Genomic DNA, 15937 nt, shown 5'->3' with positions numbered 1-15937 from the left:
CTCAGCGGCGGCGCCGGTACCCCTGCCGGCCGGCAGGATGGCGCTGGCCGACCGACCGGACCAGGCGCCGCGGCAGCAGCGGCAGCGCGGCCGCGGCGACCTTGTACGCCGTGCCGGGAACCGAGACGTCCTTGCCTCGGTCGAGGTCCCGCAGCGCCGTCTTGACCAGCGCGTCGGCGTCGAGCCACAGCCACGACGGCAGGCTGGACATGTCCATCTCGGCGCGGTCGTGGAACTCGGTGCGGGTGTATCCGGGCGCCAGCGCCATCACGCGGACACCGGTGCCGGCCAGCTGCGGCGCCAGGCCCTCGGAGAACGACGTGGCCCACGCCTTGGCGGCGCTGTACGTGCCGCGCGGCACCCACCCCGCGACCGAGCTGACGTTGACCACCGCGCCGTGCCCGCGTTCGATCATGCCCGGCAGCGCGGCGTGCGTGAGCCGCAGGACCGCACGGACGAGCACGTCCAGCATCTGTTCCTCGTCCGCGACGTCGTTGACGAGGAACGGCTTGCGCAGCGCGAAGCCGGCATTGTTGACCAGCAGGTCGACGGGGGCGGACGTGTCGCGCAGCCGCTTCTCCACCGGTTCGGTCTCGCTGGAGAGGTCCGCCGGCACGACCTCGACGCCGACGCCGTACGCTCCGCGCAGCTCTGCCGCCACCGCGTCCAGCCGCGACGCGTCCCGCGCGACGAGCACGAGGTCGTGTCCCCGAGCCGCGAGCGCCCGGGCGAACGCCAGCCCGATCCCAGCAGTGGGACCAGTGATCAGTGCCGTACCCATGGTTCCGACTCTACGAGACCGGCACGGGGCCGGACCCGCGCTCCGCCGGCGTGACGCGCCGCTCGAACCACAGCGTCATGAGCGGCGGCACGGACGACACCAGCCCCAGGATCCAGGTCGACGGCCGCCACCGCTCCGCCCGGGCGGCGGCGAGAACCGTCAGCACGTACACGATGAAGACGCCTCCGTGGACGGGGCCGAAGATCTGCACCCCGATCTCGTTCTCGACCACCAGATACTTGAACACCATGCCGATCAGCAGGCCCACCCAGGACACGGCCTCTGCGACGGCGGCGATCCGGAACCAGCGAACGGCAGCGGACACGGACTCTCCCTCGACGGACGACGCCGACCAGAATACGTTCGCCGAGCCTGGCTCCGGTCGCCGGGGACGGCGCACAGTACCCTGGTCCGTCATGCTCGCCCATGACCACAGCGGGGCCGGACGGTGAACGAGCGCCCCCGTTTCGGCGGCCGGCTGCGCGTGCTCGGATCCGAGACGGTCACCCCGCGGATGCTGCGGCTCACGATGTCGGTCGTCGAGGCGCACCTGCCGGTCGACACCTCGTGCCCGAACCTGGTGGTACGGCTGGCGCTACCGGCCGATCGGTCGGTCACGCCGCTCGGCGCGCGCCCGCCGAGCCGCACGTACACCGTCCGCCACTACGTCCCCGCCTCCGCGACCCTGGACGTCGACGTGGTCCTGCACGGCGACGGTCCGTTCGTCCGCTGGGCACAAGGGGCCGCGCCCGGCGACACGATCGACTTCACCGGGCCCCGGCCGCACGCGGTGCCGTCGTTCGACGCCGACGCGCTGTTCATGGTCAGCGACCAGACCGGACTGCCGGCGCTGCAGGCGGTGCTGGAGGCCGCGCCGGCCGGCCTGCGGACCGTCGCGATCGTCGAGGTGGCCGACGCGGCCGAGGAGCAGCCGGTCCCGACCGCGGCCGAGCTAGATCTGCACTGGCTGCACCGGGCCGGCGCCCCGCCCGGGACCACCGGAGCACTGGAACGTGCGGTCCGCGACCTCGACTGGCCGGACGGGCACGTCGAGGTCTGGGCGGCCGGCGAGACCGGCGAGGTCCGCGCGATACGTCGTCTCGCTGTCGGCGAGCGCGGCGTGCCCCGGGAGGCGCTGCACGTCTTCGGTTACTGGCGCCGAGGCCACGCCGGATCACCGAGCTGACCGTCGCGTGGACGAGTGCGGAACGATGCGCGCGCGTACGGAACGATGCGGGCGGGTGCGGAACGATCAGGCTGGTGCGGAACGATCAGGTGACCGTTGAGGCCGTCCGGCCGACAGCTCGTCACCTGATCATCCGGCGTTCGTATCGTGGGCATGATCAGGTGCCACAATGCGCCCGAGGCCCGGCGTCCTCTGCACCTGATCGCCGCGCGTCGAGCGATCAGGTGCGTCATTGACGATCAGGTGACAGCCGGGCGATCAGGTGACGGTCAGGGGCGGTCAGGGGTGTGGACAGTGAGGCTGTCCGCGTCGTCGTCGAGCTCGACGACGACGGTGTCGCCGTCGCGGACCTCTCCGGAGATGATCGACTTCGCCAGCCGGTCGCCGATCGCCGTCTGCACCAGCCGCCGTAGCGGCCGCGCGCCGTAGACCGGGTCGTAGCCGGTCAGCGCCAGCCACTCCCGGGCGCTGTCGCTGACCTGCAGGTTCAGCCGCCGGTCGGCCAGGCGTTCGGCGAGCCGGTCGACCTGCAGGTCGACGATGCGCGCGAGCTCGTCGGTGCCCAGCGGCTCGAACATGACGATGTCGTCGAGCCGGTTGAGGAACTCCGGCTTGAACGACGAACGGACGACCTCCATGACGGCGTCGCGCTTGGCCTGCTCGTCCAGCGCCGGGTCGGCCAGGTACGTCGAGCCCAGGTTGGACGTGAGGATCAGGATGACGTTGCGGAAGTCGACCGTGCGGCCCTGGCCGTCGGTCATCCGGCCGTCGTCGAGCACCTGCAGCAGCACGTCGAAGACCTCGGGATGCGCCTTCTCGATCTCGTCGAGCAGCACGACCGAGTACGGACGGCGCCGCACCGTCTCGGTGAGCTGGCCGCCCTCCTCGTAGCCGACGTAGCCAGGCGGCGCCCCTACCAGGCGCGCGACGCTGTGCTTCTCGCCGTACTCGCTCATGTCGATGCGGACCATCGCCCGGTCGTCGTCGAACAGGTACCCGGCCAGCGCCTTGGCCAGCTCGGTCTTGCCGACGCCGGTGGGGCCGAGGAAGACGAACGAACCGGTGGGCCGGTCGGGGTCGGAGATGCCCGCCCGCGCGCGCCGCACCGCGTCCGAGACGGCGGCCACGGCGGTCTTCTGGCCGACCACACGCCGCCCCAGCTCGTCCTCCATGCGCAGCAGCTTGTCGGTCTCGCCCTCGAGCAGCCGGCCGGCCGGGATGCCGGTCCACGAGGCGACGACGTCGGCGACGTCGTCGGGACCGACCTCCTCCTTGACCATCGCTTCCGAGGCCGGGCTCTCGGCGGCCTGTTGCGCCATCGCCGTCGCGGCGTCGAGCTCCTTCTCGAGCTCGGGGATGCGCCCGTAGAGGATCTCGCTGGCGCCGGCGAGGTCGCCGGAGCGTTGCGACCGCTCGGCCTGCCCGCGCAGCTCGTCGATCTGCTCCTTGAGCGAGCCGACCCGGTTCAGCCCGGCCTTCTCCTGCTCCCAGCGGGCCTCCAGGCCGCGCAGCTCCTCCTCGCGGTCGGCCAGCTCGGCACGGATCGACGCCAGCCGCTCGCGGGACGGATCGTCCTGCTCCTTGTCCAGCGCGAGCTCCTCCATCTTGAGCCGGTCGACCTGGCGGCGCAGGGTGTCGATCTCGACCGGCGAGGAGTCGATCTCCATCCGCAGCCTCGACGCCGCCTCGTCGACCAGGTCGATGGCCTTGTCCGGGAGCTGGCGCCCGGTGATGTAGCGGTGCGACAGGGTGGACGCGGCGACCAGGGCGCTGTCGGCGATCTGCACCTTGTGGTGAGCCTCGTAGCGTTCCCGCAGCCCGCGCAGGATGGCGATGGTGTCCTCCACGCTGGGCTCGCCCACGAACACCTGCTGGAACCGGCGCTCCAGAGCGGGGTCCTTCTCGATCCGCTCGCGGTACTCGTCCAGGGTGGTGGCGCCGACCATCCGCAGCTCGCCGCGCGCCAGCATCGGCTTGAGCATGTTGCTGGCGTCCATCGAGGAGTCGCCGGACGCGCCCGCGCCGACGACCGTGTGCAGCTCGTCGATGAAGGTGACGATCTCGCCGTCGCTGGACTTGATCTCGTCCAGGACGGCCTTCAGCCGCTCCTCGAACTCGCCGCGGTACTTCGCCCCCGCGAGCATGGCGCCGATGTCCAGGGCGACCAGCCGCTTGCCGCGCAACGACTCCGGAACGTCGCCGGCGACGATGCGCTGGGCCAGACCCTCGACGACGGCGGTCTTGCCGACGCCGGGCTCGCCGATGAGCACCGGGTTGTTCTTGGTGCGCCGGGCGAGCACCTGCACCACCCGGCGGATCTCCGAGTCACGACCGACGACCGGGTCGACGCTTCCGTCGCTGGCGCGCTCGGTGAGGTCGATGCCGTACTTGTTCAGCGCGTCGTACGTGCCCTCGGGGTCCGGGCTCGTCACGCGCGCGGAGCCGCGGACGTCGGTGAACGCGGCGCGCAGCTTCTCGGCCGTGACGCCGTGCTTGCCGAGCAGCTCCTTGACCGGGGAGTCCACGTGCGCCAGCCCCACCACCAGGTGCTCGGTGGAGACGTACTGGTCGTCGAGGTCGCGGGCGACCTCACCGGCGTGCGACAGGACGGCGTACGTCGGCCGGGCGAGCGCCGGCGACGCGACGGTGGAGCCGCTGGCCTTGGGCAGCGCCTCGAACGCGGAGTCGACGTCGCGCCGGACGATGGCCAGGTCGGCTCCGGCGGCCTCGAGCAGCGGCCCGGTGAGGCCGCCGGGCTGGACGAGCAGGGCGCGGAACACGTGTACCGGCTCGACCGCGGGGTTGCCGGCGGTGGCGGCACTGCGCACGGCGACGGAGAGCGCCTCCTGCGCCTTGGTGGTGAGCTGGTCGTTCATCGGTCTCCTCAGGTCAGCCGTGGTCGTGTCTACCGTCCAGTAGAACCGTGGCCCAAGTTGAGTCTATTCCACTCAACTTAGGATTCGACAGTCGGTCGTGCGCGTGCCGGGTCGCGCACGCCGGGATCGGGTCTGAAACGATGAGCATGACCGATCGGAAGGTAGAACGTCATGCATCGCACCACCCGCCTGGTCGCCGCCACCGGCGCCACTGCTCTGGCCCTGGCCGGCTGCTCGCTGATGACCGACGAGAGCGTGCCGGCGGACGAGCTCGAACAGGGCGTCGCCGGCCTGCTCGAGGAACAGGTCGGCCAGCCCGTCGAGTCGGTGGACTGCGAGGACGACCTGGTCGCCGAGGTCGGCAGCGAGGTCCGGTGCACCCTCGAAGCCTCCGACGGCAGCACCATCGGCCTGACCGTCACCGCCGACTCGATCGACGGCGACCAGGTCAACTACCAGGTCCAGGTGGACGAGAAACCGATGGAGAACCAGCCGTCCGGCGTCCCCAGCGGCAACCCGACGGGCGAACCCTCCGCGCAGCCGTCTCCCGCGTCCACCTGAGCATCGGCTGCAGGCCGGTGCCCACGCCCGGCCCCGCTCACATGTAGTGACGGCACTCGCCGGCGAATACGTCGTCGAGGCAGTCGCGCAAGATCCGTTCCGCCGCCGCGGCCATCGTCCGCGCTCCGACCGGCCGGTCGGCGTCGCGGTACACCTGCTCCGCCAGTCCGCCGACCAGCGCGACCATCCGCACCGCCGCCAGTTCGGCGTCCGTCTCCGGGTCCACCTCGCCGCACTCCGTTCCGTTTTGGACGGCCACGGAAAGGCGTCGCCGGATATCCTCCGCCCAGCGTCGGGCCACCTCGGTGAGAGCCGCATTGTCCAGCGCCCGGCCGTGGAACGCTCGCGCGACGCGATACTCCGCCCGGCGCGCCTCGTCCACCGGCAGCAGCTCCATCAGGCTGTCCAGAACGACGCCGTTGATCGTGCCCTGTCGCGCCTCACCCTCCGCGATCCGCTGCGCAACCCGGCTGCCGGCATCCGTCATCACCCGCTCGTAGGCGAACAGCAGCATGTCGTCCTTGGCTGGGAAGTAGTGCTGAACCAGGCCGACGGAGACGCCGGCCTCGGCCGCCACGCGCGCAACGGTCGCGGCGTCGAGCCCGTCACCTGCGACGAGTCGCACCACAGCGGCGGCGATCTGGGCCCGGCGAGCATCGTGGTCGGCAGTACGTGGCATCCGACAACCGTATATGTGTATGGTTCCGCGAAAACCATATGTCCATACGGCTATCGTCTCGGTCCGATCCCGGAGTGCCCATGCCACTGCACGTCACCGCCTCCGCCGTTCTCGGCCTCAGCCTGACGGTCGGCGCGAGCGCGACGGTCGGCACGACCGCGTCGCCGCCGCAGACCCGCGAAACGACCACGGCCGACTTCTTGGCCCGCCGGATGGCCGAATCCGGGGTGCCGGGAATGGCCTACGCGATCGTCGGAGCCGACGGCATCCACGAGATGGGCGCCTGGGGTACGGACGGCGACGGCGACGACGTCACTACCGACACCCCGTTTCTCTGGGGGTCGGTCTCGAAGCCCGTCACCGCCACCGCGGTCATGACGCTGGTCGAGGACGGCACCGTCGACCTCGGCGAACCGGTCCGCACGTACCTTCCGGCGTTCCGCCTCGCCGATACCGACGCGGCCCGGCAGGTCACCGTCCGGCACCTGCTCACACAGACCAGCGGCATCCCGGAGGGCACCGGAGTGACCGACCGGTTCGGCCAGGACGGCGACCCCTACCGCAGTGCCGTCGCCGGCCTCGCCGACGTCGAGCCGAAGTTCGCGCCAGGCACACGGCACGAGTACGCCAGTGAGAACTACCTCGTCCTCGGCGCACTCGTCGAAGCCGTCAGCGGCATGAGCTACACGCGCTACCTGCGCGAGAACGTCCTGGGGCCGCTCGACATGGACGGCGCGGTCACCTCCCCCGAGGGCGCGGACCAGCGCCTGCCCGCGGGCCATCGCTACGTCGCCGGCCAGGCGGTCGCGTTCGACGCGCCGTACGACCCGACCGGGCCGAGTTACGGCTATCTCGGCGGAACCATCACCGACCTGGCGCACTTCGCAGTCGCACAACTGGCCGAGGGCCGGTACGGCGACTCACGTGTCCTGGACGCCGGCACGGTCTCCCGCATGCAACAGGGCACGGCGCACATCTCGGACACGCACTGCTACGGCTTGGGCTGGCGCGACGACGACCGCAACACCGACCTCGGCACCAGCACCGTCTGGCACCTCGGCGCCGCACCCGGATACCAGGCCGGTGTCGTGCTGCTGCCCGAGAAGGAGCTCGGCATCGTCGTGCTGCAGAACGTCTACGGGTTCTTCCAGGACTCCGAACTCGCCGCCGCGCAACTCGGCGCGGCGCGCATCCTGGCCGGTGGCGATCCCGCCGAACGCTCCGGCGGCGCGGCCTACCCGGCGCTGCTGGCCGGGCTGACGGTGCTCGTGGCAGCGCTAGCCGCCCTCACCGGATGGTCGCTGTGGCGCCCGCGCCGCGACCGGCACGCCCGGTCACGGGCTCGATTGGCGATCACGACGGTGTCGTGGTGCGTGAGCTGCGCGGCGGTCGCGTTCGCCGCGGGCGTGTTGCTGCCGTGGTCGGTCGGCACCGATCTCGGTGTCATGCCGCTGTACGCGCCCGACGTGGCATGGCTGCTCGTCGCCGTCGTGATCACCGCGTCCGCGCTCGCGCTCACGCGGCTCGGCGTCGCCCTCGTGCGCTGGCGCCGCCCGCGCGTCGCCCGGTGATCGTCAGGACGATCACCCGAGTCGGGCATGGCCTTGTGTGTCCGGGTACAACTGAGCGTCGGATAGACAACTGAACGTCGAATAGGTGCCGGATCCGGCCCGATTGCGACGCTCAGTTGTCTATCCGACGCTGTGTTGTATGAGGACACGTCACCGACAGCGTCAGCGTGCCCACCTCGGCAGGGTGCCGCTCGGGACGGCTGAACGTGTCCGCCGCACCGCGGCCGCCGGCGTCACAAGGCGTTCACACGCATCACCAGGCCTGTACGGGTGGTGACGCATCGAATTCCATGGTGAACGTGGTCATTTCCGCGCGTCGGCCATCGCCGTCCAACCCGCGGTGTTCGCTCGCACCGCCGCCTCGAACACGTCGGCCGTATCGCCGGCCGACGGCGGCACGAACTCACCGAGCTCCAGCGAGACCAGCCCGTGCACGTTGGCCCACAGCGCTGTCGCGATGGCCTCGGGTGACGGCTCGGCCGGGAACCGGCCCATGTCGACAGCGCGACGGACCGCGTCCAGCAACGGATCGAACGTCTGTGCCCCGGCCCGGAAGGCGCGCCGTGGCACGTCCGACGGGCGCAGCTCGTCGCCGAACATGACCCGGTAGCCGTTCGGGTCGGCGACGGCGTGCCGCCGGTAGGCCAGCCCGAGCCGGACGATGTCGTCGACCGGGTCGGGCCCGCTGCTCACCTCGGCCAGCGACTGCGCGAAACGCTCGAACGCCTGCCGGTACAGCGCCGTCACCAGGCCCGACTTCCCGCCGAACAGCGTGTAGACAGCCGCGGTGGAGGTGCCGGCGTCGGAAGCGAGCGAGCGCACGCTCAGAGCGCGCACGCCGGAGGTCGTGATGATCTCCGCCGCGCGCTCCAGGAGCCGCTCGCGGGTGTGCTGGTCGTGAATCCGCGGTCTGCCCACTTGACGAGAATAACCCAACGCTGTTTCATAACAGTGTTAGTGAATTGACTCGGAGAGGTCGTCATGCTCGAACTCAGCACCGAAGCCACCCGGCTCGCCGGCGTCCTTCTGCTCGCCGCGATCACCATCGAGTCCGGCGGCTGGTACCTCACCCGCATCGTGCGTGGTTCGGTGCCCGCGACGGACTTCCAACGCTCGTTCGCCCGCGCCGGGCACGGCCACGCCGGCATGTTCGTCACGCTCGGGCTCCTGACGGCCGTGCTCACCGACGCCACCAGCCTCGACGGGGTCGCAGCATGGCTCGCGCGCACCGGGGTGCCGATCGCGGCGATCCTGATGCCCGCCGGGTTCTTCTTCTCGTCCATGGGCCGCGGCCGCACCTCGCCGAACCGGCTGATCTGGCTGGTGTGGATCGGCGCGCTGATGCTCGCCGCCGGCCTGGGGACCCTCGGCGTCGGCCTGCTGACGGCGTAGCTCGATGATCGTCGGTCGCGGCGGCGCTTCACCAGGTCGGCTCGAACACGCCCCAGTAGGCGACGTTGAGCAGCATCAGCACCGCCACCCCGGCGTAGGAGCACAACGTTCCCGCCTGCGCGGGCGTGGGTCGCCACCCGCGGCGGCGCGCGGTACCGACGCTCACCGCCGCCACCGCCGCCGCGACCACCGCGGCGACCGCCCCGATCCGCACGGCTCCCCAGCCCGCCTGGAACAGCCACCCGACACCGTTGCGGGTGTATCCGAGGCCGATCAGGAGCCCGACGAACGCCCACAGCGCCGCGAAGGCCAGCACGCTCGCACGCGCCGCCCGCCGGACGGGCCGCACGACCCCGTACCACCGGACCTCCGGCGTTCCGAGCCGCCGACGGAGCAGCCGCGGCACCACGGCGGTGCCGGCCAGCGCCGCGGCCACCGTGATCACCAGCGCCGCCGTGCCGCCGTACCAGGGCGTGCGCAGGATCGGCGTGGTCGCGAAGCGCTGCTCCGGCAGCGACCCCGCGACCCGCGGCCCGTCGGCCGCGCTGCCGGGCAGGCCGGTGATCCAGTCGGTGATGGTGCGCAGGTAGCCCGGCGCGTAGTCGCCGCCCAGGCGCAGCGCGTGCCCGGCACCGCCGAAGAACCGCACGGCGTAGGACGTGTTGCCGCCCCGCTCGAGATCGTCGACGATGCCGCGTGCGCTCTCGGCGGGCGGGACGAGGAAGTCCTCGGTTCCGTACACCACCAGAGCCGGCTGGCCGACGTCGGTCCACACGTTCTGCGGTGGGTCGAGGTGCAGGGTGAACATCGTCCCGCCGCCGAGCACACGTACCGCCAGCCGGGCCGCGCCACTCGGTGCGCCGGCCTCGGCCAGCCCTTCGGCGACCGACCATGCCGTGTTGCGCAGCGGACCACGGACGGCGCCGCCGACGGTGACGACGAAGCCGACCTCGGGGGCGCCGGCGGCCGCGAGCGGCACGACCCGGCCGCCCTCACTCAGCCCCCACAGGCCCGCGCGGTCGGCGTCCACGTCCGGACGTTCGCGCATCACCCGCACCACGGCGACCGCGTCCTCGGCGAGCTGTCCGAAATCGCGGTTGAACAGGTAGGAGTAGTCCGAGCGTTTGTCGTAGGCGACGGCGACGATGCCCGCCCGCGCGAACCGCTCCGCCAGCCCGAAGAACGACTCGCGCCCACCGCCGCCGGCGCCGTGCACGAACGCCACCGCGGGGAACTCGCCGGGAGCGTCCGGCGCGAACACGGTGGCGTCGAGATCGTCGCCGCGGACCGGCACCGACGTCTCCTCGCGGCGCACGTCGTACGGCCCGGCCTCGGGTCGGGACCCCGACGCCGCGGCGATCTCCGGCGGGTCGTCGGCCAGCGGGTCGGCGGTGTACGGCGCGGGCTCCCAGCCCGCACCCGAGCCGGCCAGCAGGCGCCCGGCGACCCCGAGCAGGATGATCCCGGCGATCGAGGCGCCGGCGACCGCGACCCGCCGCCGTGACCCGCGGCCCGGAATCGTCGCCTTCACGAGCCCGAGCGCATGCGGTCGCTCTCGCGAGGGCCGCCGCGCCCGGAACCGATACGGGCGAACCACGCCCGCACGGCCGCCTGCTTCCACATGAACAGGCCGGTCAGCGTCGCCGCCGGCACGACGAGGACCATCATCGGCATTCGCATCCCGTCGGTGACGTGATCGGGGGCGTACACGTACGTGCCCAGGAGCAACGCCGCCGTCAGGTGAATTCCGCGAGAAATCGTGCGTGTGCGTCGGGGGGACGGCGACATTCGATCTCCTGTTTCCGCGCAGGTAATGTAATGACCATTAACATAGGAATACGCAACACATGCCGTCAACCGGCCGGGACTCCCGGCGGACACCGCCGGACAGCGGGTCAGGACACGTGCGAGTGCGGCGCCGGCGAGCTGTCCAGGCCGCGCAGCAACGCTCGGAGCGTGGCCGACGCGTCGTCGCCGTCCGCGCCCCCGAACGTGCGCATGCCGTCGATGCGCAGCGTGGCCACGCCATGTGCCAGCGCCCACGCCGCTCGGGTCGCGGTGTCGACGTCGACGTTCAGCCGCCCGGCGCGATGGGCGGACTCGAGCGTCCGGGTGAGCATCTCCAGCGCCGCGAGCCCGGCTTCGGATGCCGGCAGCCGATCGTCGACCGAGAACATCAGCTTGAAGATCTGCGGCTCCGATTCCGCGAACTCCACGTAGCGCACACCGAGCGCGATCACCCCGTCCATCGGGTCGTCGAACGCCTCCGGCTCGACCGACCCCATGGCCGCGCGCAACTGCTCGAAGCCCCGCTCGGCGACCGTCGCCAGCAACGCCTCGCGGCTGTCGAAGTGCCGGTACGGCGCCGCACTGGTCACGCCGGCCACCCGGGCCGCCTCGGACAGCGTGAACCGCCGGGTGCCGCGCGTGCGGACGAGCGCCACGGCGCCCTCGATCAGCGCCGCTCGCAGGTTGCCGTGGTGGTAGCCGGCCTTGGTCAGCAACGACTGCTCGGCGCCGGGTCGCGACGTGCGGCTGGTCGTCATCGGAAACAATCCTATGACGTGTCATCGAGATCGCGCCCCGGCCGACGACACGTCGTCGACCTGCACCGTCGCACCGCCGGTCGCACCGGAACCACGAGGAATCAGCAGGGCCAGCACCGCGCCGACGGCGACCACCGGCACGGCGACCCACAGCGCGGCGGTGACGCCGTCGACGAACCGCTGCGGGTCTGCGTAGCCGCCCCGAGCCTGGAACACGGTGCCGAGGACGGCGATCCCGAGGGCGCCCCCGAGCTCGCGCACCGTGGTGTTGGCCCCCGAGGCGAGGCCGTGTTCCTCCGGCCGCACGGACGACAGCACCACCGCGGCCGTCGGGGCGAACACCAGCCCCATGCCGGTTCCGGCCACCACCATCGGCCCGACGATCTCGGTGAACGGCTGCCCGGGCGCCGCCGTCGACGCGATCCACGCCAGCCCGGCCGCCTGCAGCGCGAGGCCGCCCGCCATCAGCGGGCCGCCGCCGATGCGCTGCGTCAGCACTCCCGCGACCGGAGCCACCAGCATCGGCATGACCGTCCAGGCCATGGTGCGCAGCCCGGCGTCGAACGGCCCGTACCCGTGCGCCACCTGCAACAACTGAGCCAGCAGGAAGATCGAGCCGAACACGCCCACGTGCATGCACAGCGTCACCAGGTTGGTCAGCGTGAAGCTGCGGATCCGGTACAGCCGCGGCGGAAGCAACGGGGCCTCCGTCCGCCGCTCCCACCGGGTGAAGAACACGGCCGCCAGCAGCGCGACGACGGCGGCCACCAGTACCGGACCCGACGTCCAGCCCCGCTCCGGCGCGTTCACGACGGCCCAGATCGCCGCCACGATCGCCGCGCACGCCGCGGCCATGCCGACGGCGTCGATCCGGCTCGCCGCACCGCGGCTCTCGGGCAGCCGGCTTCGTGCCAGCACGACGGCCGCCACGCCGATGGGCACGTTGATCCAGAACACCCATCGCCAGTCCAGACCCTCCGCGATGGCGCCACCGGCGAGCGGGCCGAGCGAGATGGCCGCGCCGTTGGCGGCGCTCCACAGCCCGACGGCGAGTCCGCGCCGGCGTTCGGGGACGGCTCCGGCGAGGATGGTCAACGACAACGGCGTGAGCGTGGCCGCGCCCACGCCCTGCACGGCGCGGGCGGCGATGAGCTGGGTCGTCGTCTCGGCGAGCCCGCACGCCAGCGACGCGGCGGTGAACACCACGATGCCGGTGACGAACACCCGGCGCCGGCCCCACCGGTCGCCGAGGCCGGCCGCCACCAGCAACAGCCCGGCGAAGGCGACCATGTAGGCGGTGGAGATCCACTGCAGGTGAGCCGCGTCGGCACCGAGGTCGAGCCGGATCACGTTCAGCGACGTCACCGCCACCAGGTTGTCCAGGCCGGCCATGAACGTCGGCATCGAACAGGCCAGGAAGACGGTGGTGACGGGGCGGGCGCCCGACCGGTCGCCGGTCATGCCGGCTGGGCCACGGCGAGCTCGGCGACCAGCCTGTCGACGCGACGCGCGTCCGAGGCCGAGTGGCAGGTGATGTCCGGGCGGCTGCGCCGGCACAGCCCGGTGAGAACCCGCCCCGGACCGGCCTCCACGAACGCGTCCACGCCGTGCCCGGCGATCGTGTCCATGCTCTCGCGCCAGCGCACCGCACCGGCCAGCTGCGCCCGCAGCGCCGAACGCGCCTGCCGCCCGGTGGTGACGGTGCTCGCGTCGACGTTCGACACGACCGGGATGCGCGGCGTGGCGAACTCGACGGCGTCCAGCTCCCGCGCGAACTCCGCCTCTACGGGCCGCATCAGCGAGCAGTGGAACGGCGCGCCGACGCCGAGCTTCGTCACGCGGGTGTCGGCCGGGCCGTGCGTACGGGCGTGCTCGGTGAGCGCGGCGACGCCGGCGACCGTTCCGGAGACGACGGTCTGCGTGTCGTCGTTGTGGTTGGCGATCTCGACCAGGCGGTCGTGGCCGTCGCCGGCCGCGGCGCACCACCGTTCGACCTGAGCGGCCGCCGGCCCGATCACCGCGGCCATCGCGCCCGGGGTGCTCTCGTTGACCGCTGCCATGAGCTCGCCGCGCCGGCGCACCAGCCGCAGCGCGGACGTCCAGTCCAGCACGCCGGCGGCGACCAGGGCGGTGTACTCGCCCAGGCTGTGACCGGCAACGACGACCGGTGGCGGCAGGTACTCGTCGAGGACCCGGTGCATGGCCAGCGAGGCGACGAACAGGGCCGGCTGAGTGATCTCGGTCCGGCGCAGCTCCTCCTCCGGGCCCTCCCAGCACAGCCGGCTCAGCTCGAAGCCGAGTACCTCGTCGGCGGCGGCGAACAGCTCGGCCGCTCGCGGGTGTTGGTCGGCCAGGTCGCGGCCCATGCCGACGCGTTGCGACCCCTGTCCCGGGAAGATGTGGGCGGTCCGGGTCATGTCAGCTCCTCCGGTGGGTGGCGGGTCAGGAAGTCCGTGCGCACGTCGCCGGATCGGAACTCCGGGTGGTCGACGACGGCGCGGTGGAAGCCGGTGGTGGTGTGGACACCGCCGCCGGCGATCACGAACTCGTCCAGGGCGCGGCCGGCCCGGTCCAGTGCCGCCGCCCGGTCCGGCCCCCAGACCACGAGCTTCGCGATCATCGAGTCGTAGTGCGGCGGGATGCGGTCGCCCTGACGGCAGGCGGTGTCGACCCGGGTCCACGGGCCACCCGGCGGATGGAAGACGTCCAGCCGCCCGGGCGTGGGCGCGAAGTCACGGGCCGGGTCCTCGGCGTTGATCCGGAACTCGACGGCGTGCCCGTCCAGGGCGACGTCGTCCTGGGTGAACGACAGCGGCTGCCCGGCGGCGACCCGGATCTGCTCGGCGATGATGTCGACCCCGGTGACCATCTCGGTGACCGGGTGCTCGACCTGGACCCGGGCGTTCATCTCCATGAACCAGAAGTGGCCGTCGTCGTCGAGCAGGAACTCCATGGTGCCCGCGCCGCGGTAGCCGACACCGGTGGCGCCGGTCAGCGCGGCCTTGCCCAGCTCGTCGCGCAGCTGCGGCGAGACGCCCGGCGACGGCGCCTCCTCGACCAGCTTCTGGTGCCGCCGTTGCACCGAGCAGTCCCGCTCGCCCAGGTGCACGGCGTCGCCGTGTGCGTCGGCGAGCACCTGGACCTCGACGTGCCGGGCGCGGTCGAGGTAGCGCTCCAGGTAGACGTCACGGTTGCGGAAGACCGCCTGCGCCGTCGCCCGGGTCCGCCGGTACGCCTCGCGCAGATCGTCGGGCCGGCGCACCACGGTGATGCCGCGCCCGCCCCCGCCGGCCGAGGCCTTGATGACCACCGGGTAGCCGATCTCCTCGGCGACGTCGTTCGCCTCGTCGAAGGTGTGCACCGGGTCGACGGTCCCGGGCAGCAGCGACAGCCCCGCGGTGGTCATCGCCTGCCGGGCGACGGCCTTGTCGCCTACGGCCTCCATGACCGACGGCGACGGGCCGATGAAGGTGAGGTCGTGGTCGGCGCAGATCTCGGCGAAGTACGGGTCCTCGGACAGCAGGCCGTAGCCGGGGTGCACCGCGTCGGCGCCGGTCTTCAGCGCCGCGCCGATCACGTTGGGGATGTTCAGGTAGCTGGCCGTCGCCGGCGCGGGGCCGATGCGCACGGCCTCGTCCGCGAGCGAGACCGCCAGGCTGTCCTCGTCCGCGTCGGAGTAGACCGCCACCGTGGCGATGCCGAGCTCACGACAGGCCCGGACGATCCGGACGGCGATCTCGCCGCGGTTGGCGATGAGTACTTTGTCGAACACGCGAGTCTCCTCAGCGCGGCGGTCGAGGTCAGGCGTCCGCGACGGCCAGTTCGACGAGCACCTCGTCGAACTCGACCATCTGGCCGTCTGCGGGACGGACGGCCACGACGCGGCCGGCCCGGTCACTGCGGATCTCGTTCATCAGCTTCATCGCCTCGACGATCGCCAGCGTCTGGCCGGCCTCGACCTGGTCGTCGACCTCGACGAACGGTTTCGCGTCCGGCCCGGGACGCCGGTAGAAGGTGCCCACCAGCGGCGCGCGGACCGGGTGCACCGGTGTGCCGTCGTCCTCGCCGGCCGGTCCGCCGAGCCCGTCGGCGGATGCCCCGGGCACCTGCCCGTTCGCTTCAGGCGCCGCGACCGGCACGTTGCCCGGTGCGACGGGCGCGCTCACCGGCGCCGGGCGCTCCAGCCGCACCGAGCAGTCGCCGGCGGTCAGCTCGACCACCTGCACCGGCTCGCCGCTTTGGGTCAGCAGCGCCGACGCCTCCGACCGCAGGTGACTGATCAGCCGCTGCCGCTCCGGCCCGCTGACAGCCTCCGCGGCCGGCGCCTCGGCGGGCACGTCCACGG

16 protein-coding genes are annotated in these 15937 nt (G+C 72.2%); 4 read left to right on the top strand and 12 right to left on the bottom strand.

The genetic code is table 11. The features are described from left to right. Nucleotide 1: 1 nt before the first annotated feature. Nucleotides 2-781 (bottom strand): SDR family NAD(P)-dependent oxidoreductase, encoded by a 780-nt coding sequence (locus tag CLV30_RS14385; protein WP_106537924.1) that lies wholly within the window; start codon nucleotides 779-781, stop codon nucleotides 2-4. 10 nt (nucleotides 782-791) lie between these two features. Continuing rightward, nucleotides 792-1106 (bottom strand): DUF3817 domain-containing protein, encoded by a 315-nt coding sequence (locus CLV30_RS14380; protein ID WP_240723326.1) that lies wholly within the window; start codon nucleotides 1104-1106, stop codon nucleotides 792-794. Between the two features lie 123 nt (nucleotides 1107-1229). On the opposite strand from CLV30_RS14380, the gene CLV30_RS14375 reads away from it, so the two are divergent. Beyond that, complete coding sequence (locus CLV30_RS14375; protein WP_106537922.1) at nucleotides 1230-1967, top strand: siderophore-interacting protein; 738 nt, start codon at nucleotides 1230-1232, stop codon at nucleotides 1965-1967. Nucleotides 1968-2236: 269 nt separating this feature from the next. Here the strand turns inward: CLV30_RS14375 and clpB are convergent, their stop codons facing one another. Continuing rightward, nucleotides 2237-4843 carry an ATP-dependent chaperone ClpB gene (gene clpB, locus CLV30_RS14370; RefSeq protein WP_106537921.1) on the bottom strand — a complete coding sequence of 869 codons (2607 nt, stop codon included), beginning with the start codon at nucleotides 4841-4843 and terminating at the stop codon, nucleotides 2237-2239. 171 nt (nucleotides 4844-5014) lie between these two features. Here clpB and CLV30_RS14365 point away from each other — a divergent pair, with 171 nt between their 5' ends. Further along, nucleotides 5015-5404, top strand: coding sequence for a DUF4333 domain-containing protein (locus CLV30_RS14365; RefSeq protein WP_106537920.1), 390 nt, complete (start codon nucleotides 5015-5017; stop codon nucleotides 5402-5404). Between the two features lie 37 nt (nucleotides 5405-5441). Here the strand turns inward: CLV30_RS14365 and CLV30_RS14360 are convergent, their stop codons facing one another. Next, nucleotides 5442-6083 (bottom strand): TetR/AcrR family transcriptional regulator, encoded by a 642-nt coding sequence (locus CLV30_RS14360; RefSeq protein WP_106537919.1) that lies wholly within the window; start codon nucleotides 6081-6083, stop codon nucleotides 5442-5444. A gap of 80 nt (nucleotides 6084-6163) precedes the next feature. Between CLV30_RS14360 and CLV30_RS14355 the strand changes: the two genes are divergently transcribed. Further along, entirely contained in the window at nucleotides 6164-7654 is a 1491-nt protein-coding gene (locus CLV30_RS14355; protein ID WP_165358670.1) for a serine hydrolase domain-containing protein, read from the top strand. Nucleotides 7655-7957: 303 nt separating this feature from the next. On the opposite strand, the gene CLV30_RS14350 is transcribed toward CLV30_RS14355, so the two are convergent. Beyond that, a complete protein-coding gene (locus CLV30_RS14350) occupies nucleotides 7958-8572 on the bottom strand; it encodes a TetR/AcrR family transcriptional regulator (protein ID WP_106537917.1) in 615 nt (204 codons plus the stop codon). 63 nt (nucleotides 8573-8635) lie between these two features. Between CLV30_RS14350 and CLV30_RS14345 the strand changes: the two genes are divergently transcribed. After that, complete coding sequence (locus tag CLV30_RS14345; RefSeq protein WP_106537916.1) at nucleotides 8636-9046, top strand: hypothetical protein; 411 nt, start codon at nucleotides 8636-8638, stop codon at nucleotides 9044-9046. Between the two features lie 28 nt (nucleotides 9047-9074). On the opposite strand, the gene CLV30_RS14340 is transcribed toward CLV30_RS14345, so the two are convergent. The 7 genes from CLV30_RS14340 to CLV30_RS14310 all read right to left on the bottom strand — a co-directional run bounded on the left by CLV30_RS14340 (nucleotide 9075) and on the right by CLV30_RS14310 (nucleotide 15935). After that, complete coding sequence (locus CLV30_RS14340; RefSeq protein ID WP_106537915.1) at nucleotides 9075-10577, bottom strand: alpha/beta hydrolase family protein; 1503 nt, start codon at nucleotides 10575-10577, stop codon at nucleotides 9075-9077. Beyond that, on the bottom strand, nucleotides 10574-10834 hold the full coding sequence (locus CLV30_RS14335) for a hypothetical protein (RefSeq protein ID WP_129711050.1): 261 nt from the start codon (nucleotides 10832-10834) through the stop codon (nucleotides 10574-10576). Before CLV30_RS14335 ends, CLV30_RS14340 begins: the two co-directional genes overlap by 4 nt. 107 nt (nucleotides 10835-10941) lie before the next feature. Next, nucleotides 10942-11592, bottom strand: coding sequence for a TetR/AcrR family transcriptional regulator (locus CLV30_RS14330; RefSeq protein ID WP_106537913.1), 651 nt, complete (start codon nucleotides 11590-11592; stop codon nucleotides 10942-10944). Nucleotides 11593-11613: 21 nt separating this feature from the next. Beyond that, on the bottom strand, nucleotides 11614-13053 hold the full coding sequence (locus CLV30_RS14325; protein WP_106537912.1) for a DHA2 family efflux MFS transporter permease subunit: 1440 nt from the start codon (nucleotides 13051-13053) through the stop codon (nucleotides 11614-11616). Further along, nucleotides 13050-14009 carry an ACP S-malonyltransferase gene (gene fabD, locus CLV30_RS14320; RefSeq protein ID WP_106537911.1) on the bottom strand — a complete coding sequence of 320 codons (960 nt, stop codon included), beginning with the start codon at nucleotides 14007-14009 and terminating at the stop codon, nucleotides 13050-13052. Before fabD ends, CLV30_RS14325 begins: the two co-directional genes overlap by 4 nt. Next, complete coding sequence (gene accC, locus CLV30_RS14315; protein WP_106537910.1) at nucleotides 14006-15364, bottom strand: acetyl-CoA carboxylase biotin carboxylase subunit; 1359 nt, start codon at nucleotides 15362-15364, stop codon at nucleotides 14006-14008. The genes fabD and accC overlap by 4 nt, the downstream gene beginning before the upstream one ends. A gap of 28 nt (nucleotides 15365-15392) precedes the next feature. Continuing rightward, the gene (locus CLV30_RS14310) at nucleotides 15393-15935 is read right to left on the bottom strand and encodes an acetyl-CoA carboxylase biotin carboxyl carrier protein (protein ID WP_205740933.1); all 543 of its coding nucleotides are present in this window, start codon (nucleotides 15933-15935) and stop codon (nucleotides 15393-15395) included. Nucleotides 15936-15937: the final 2 nt, after the last annotated feature.

Origin of the sequence: Haloactinopolyspora alba, assembly GCF_003014555.1 — a bacterium.
GTDB classification, from domain to species: Bacteria; Actinomycetota; Actinomycetes; order Jiangellales; family Jiangellaceae; genus Haloactinopolyspora; species Haloactinopolyspora alba.
Note: the sequence above shows the minus strand (reverse complement) of the source record. Positions and strands in the feature narration are given on the sequence as shown.

What these genes read in the sequence shown, in the direction of transcription:
- CLV30_RS14385 (WP_106537924.1), bottom strand. Translation starts at nt 781, where the DNA reads ATGGGTACGGCACTGATCACTGGTCCCACTGCTGGGATCGGGCTGGCG.
- clpB (WP_106537921.1), bottom strand. Translation starts at nt 4,843, where the DNA reads ATGAACGACCAGCTCACCACCAAGGCGCAGGAGGCGCTCTCCGTCGCC.
- CLV30_RS14365 (WP_106537920.1), top strand. Translation starts at nt 5,015, where the DNA reads ATGCATCGCACCACCCGCCTGGTCGCCGCCACCGGCGCCACTGCTCTG.
- CLV30_RS14360 (WP_106537919.1), bottom strand. Translation starts at nt 6,083, where the DNA reads ATGCCACGTACTGCCGACCACGATGCTCGCCGGGCCCAGATCGCCGCC.
- CLV30_RS14355 (WP_165358670.1), top strand. Translation starts at nt 6,164, where the DNA reads ATGCCACTGCACGTCACCGCCTCCGCCGTTCTCGGCCTCAGCCTGACG.
- CLV30_RS14345 (WP_106537916.1), top strand. Translation starts at nt 8,636, where the DNA reads ATGCTCGAACTCAGCACCGAAGCCACCCGGCTCGCCGGCGTCCTTCTG.
- CLV30_RS14335 (WP_129711050.1), bottom strand. Translation starts at nt 10,834, where the DNA reads ATGTCGCCGTCCCCCCGACGCACACGCACGATTTCTCGCGGAATTCAC.
- CLV30_RS14330 (WP_106537913.1), bottom strand. Translation starts at nt 11,592, where the DNA reads ATGACGACCAGCCGCACGTCGCGACCCGGCGCCGAGCAGTCGTTGCTG.
- CLV30_RS14325 (WP_106537912.1), bottom strand. Translation starts at nt 13,053, where the DNA reads ATGACCGGCGACCGGTCGGGCGCCCGCCCCGTCACCACCGTCTTCCTG.
- fabD (WP_106537911.1), bottom strand. Translation starts at nt 14,009, where the DNA reads ATGACCCGGACCGCCCACATCTTCCCGGGACAGGGGTCGCAACGCGTC.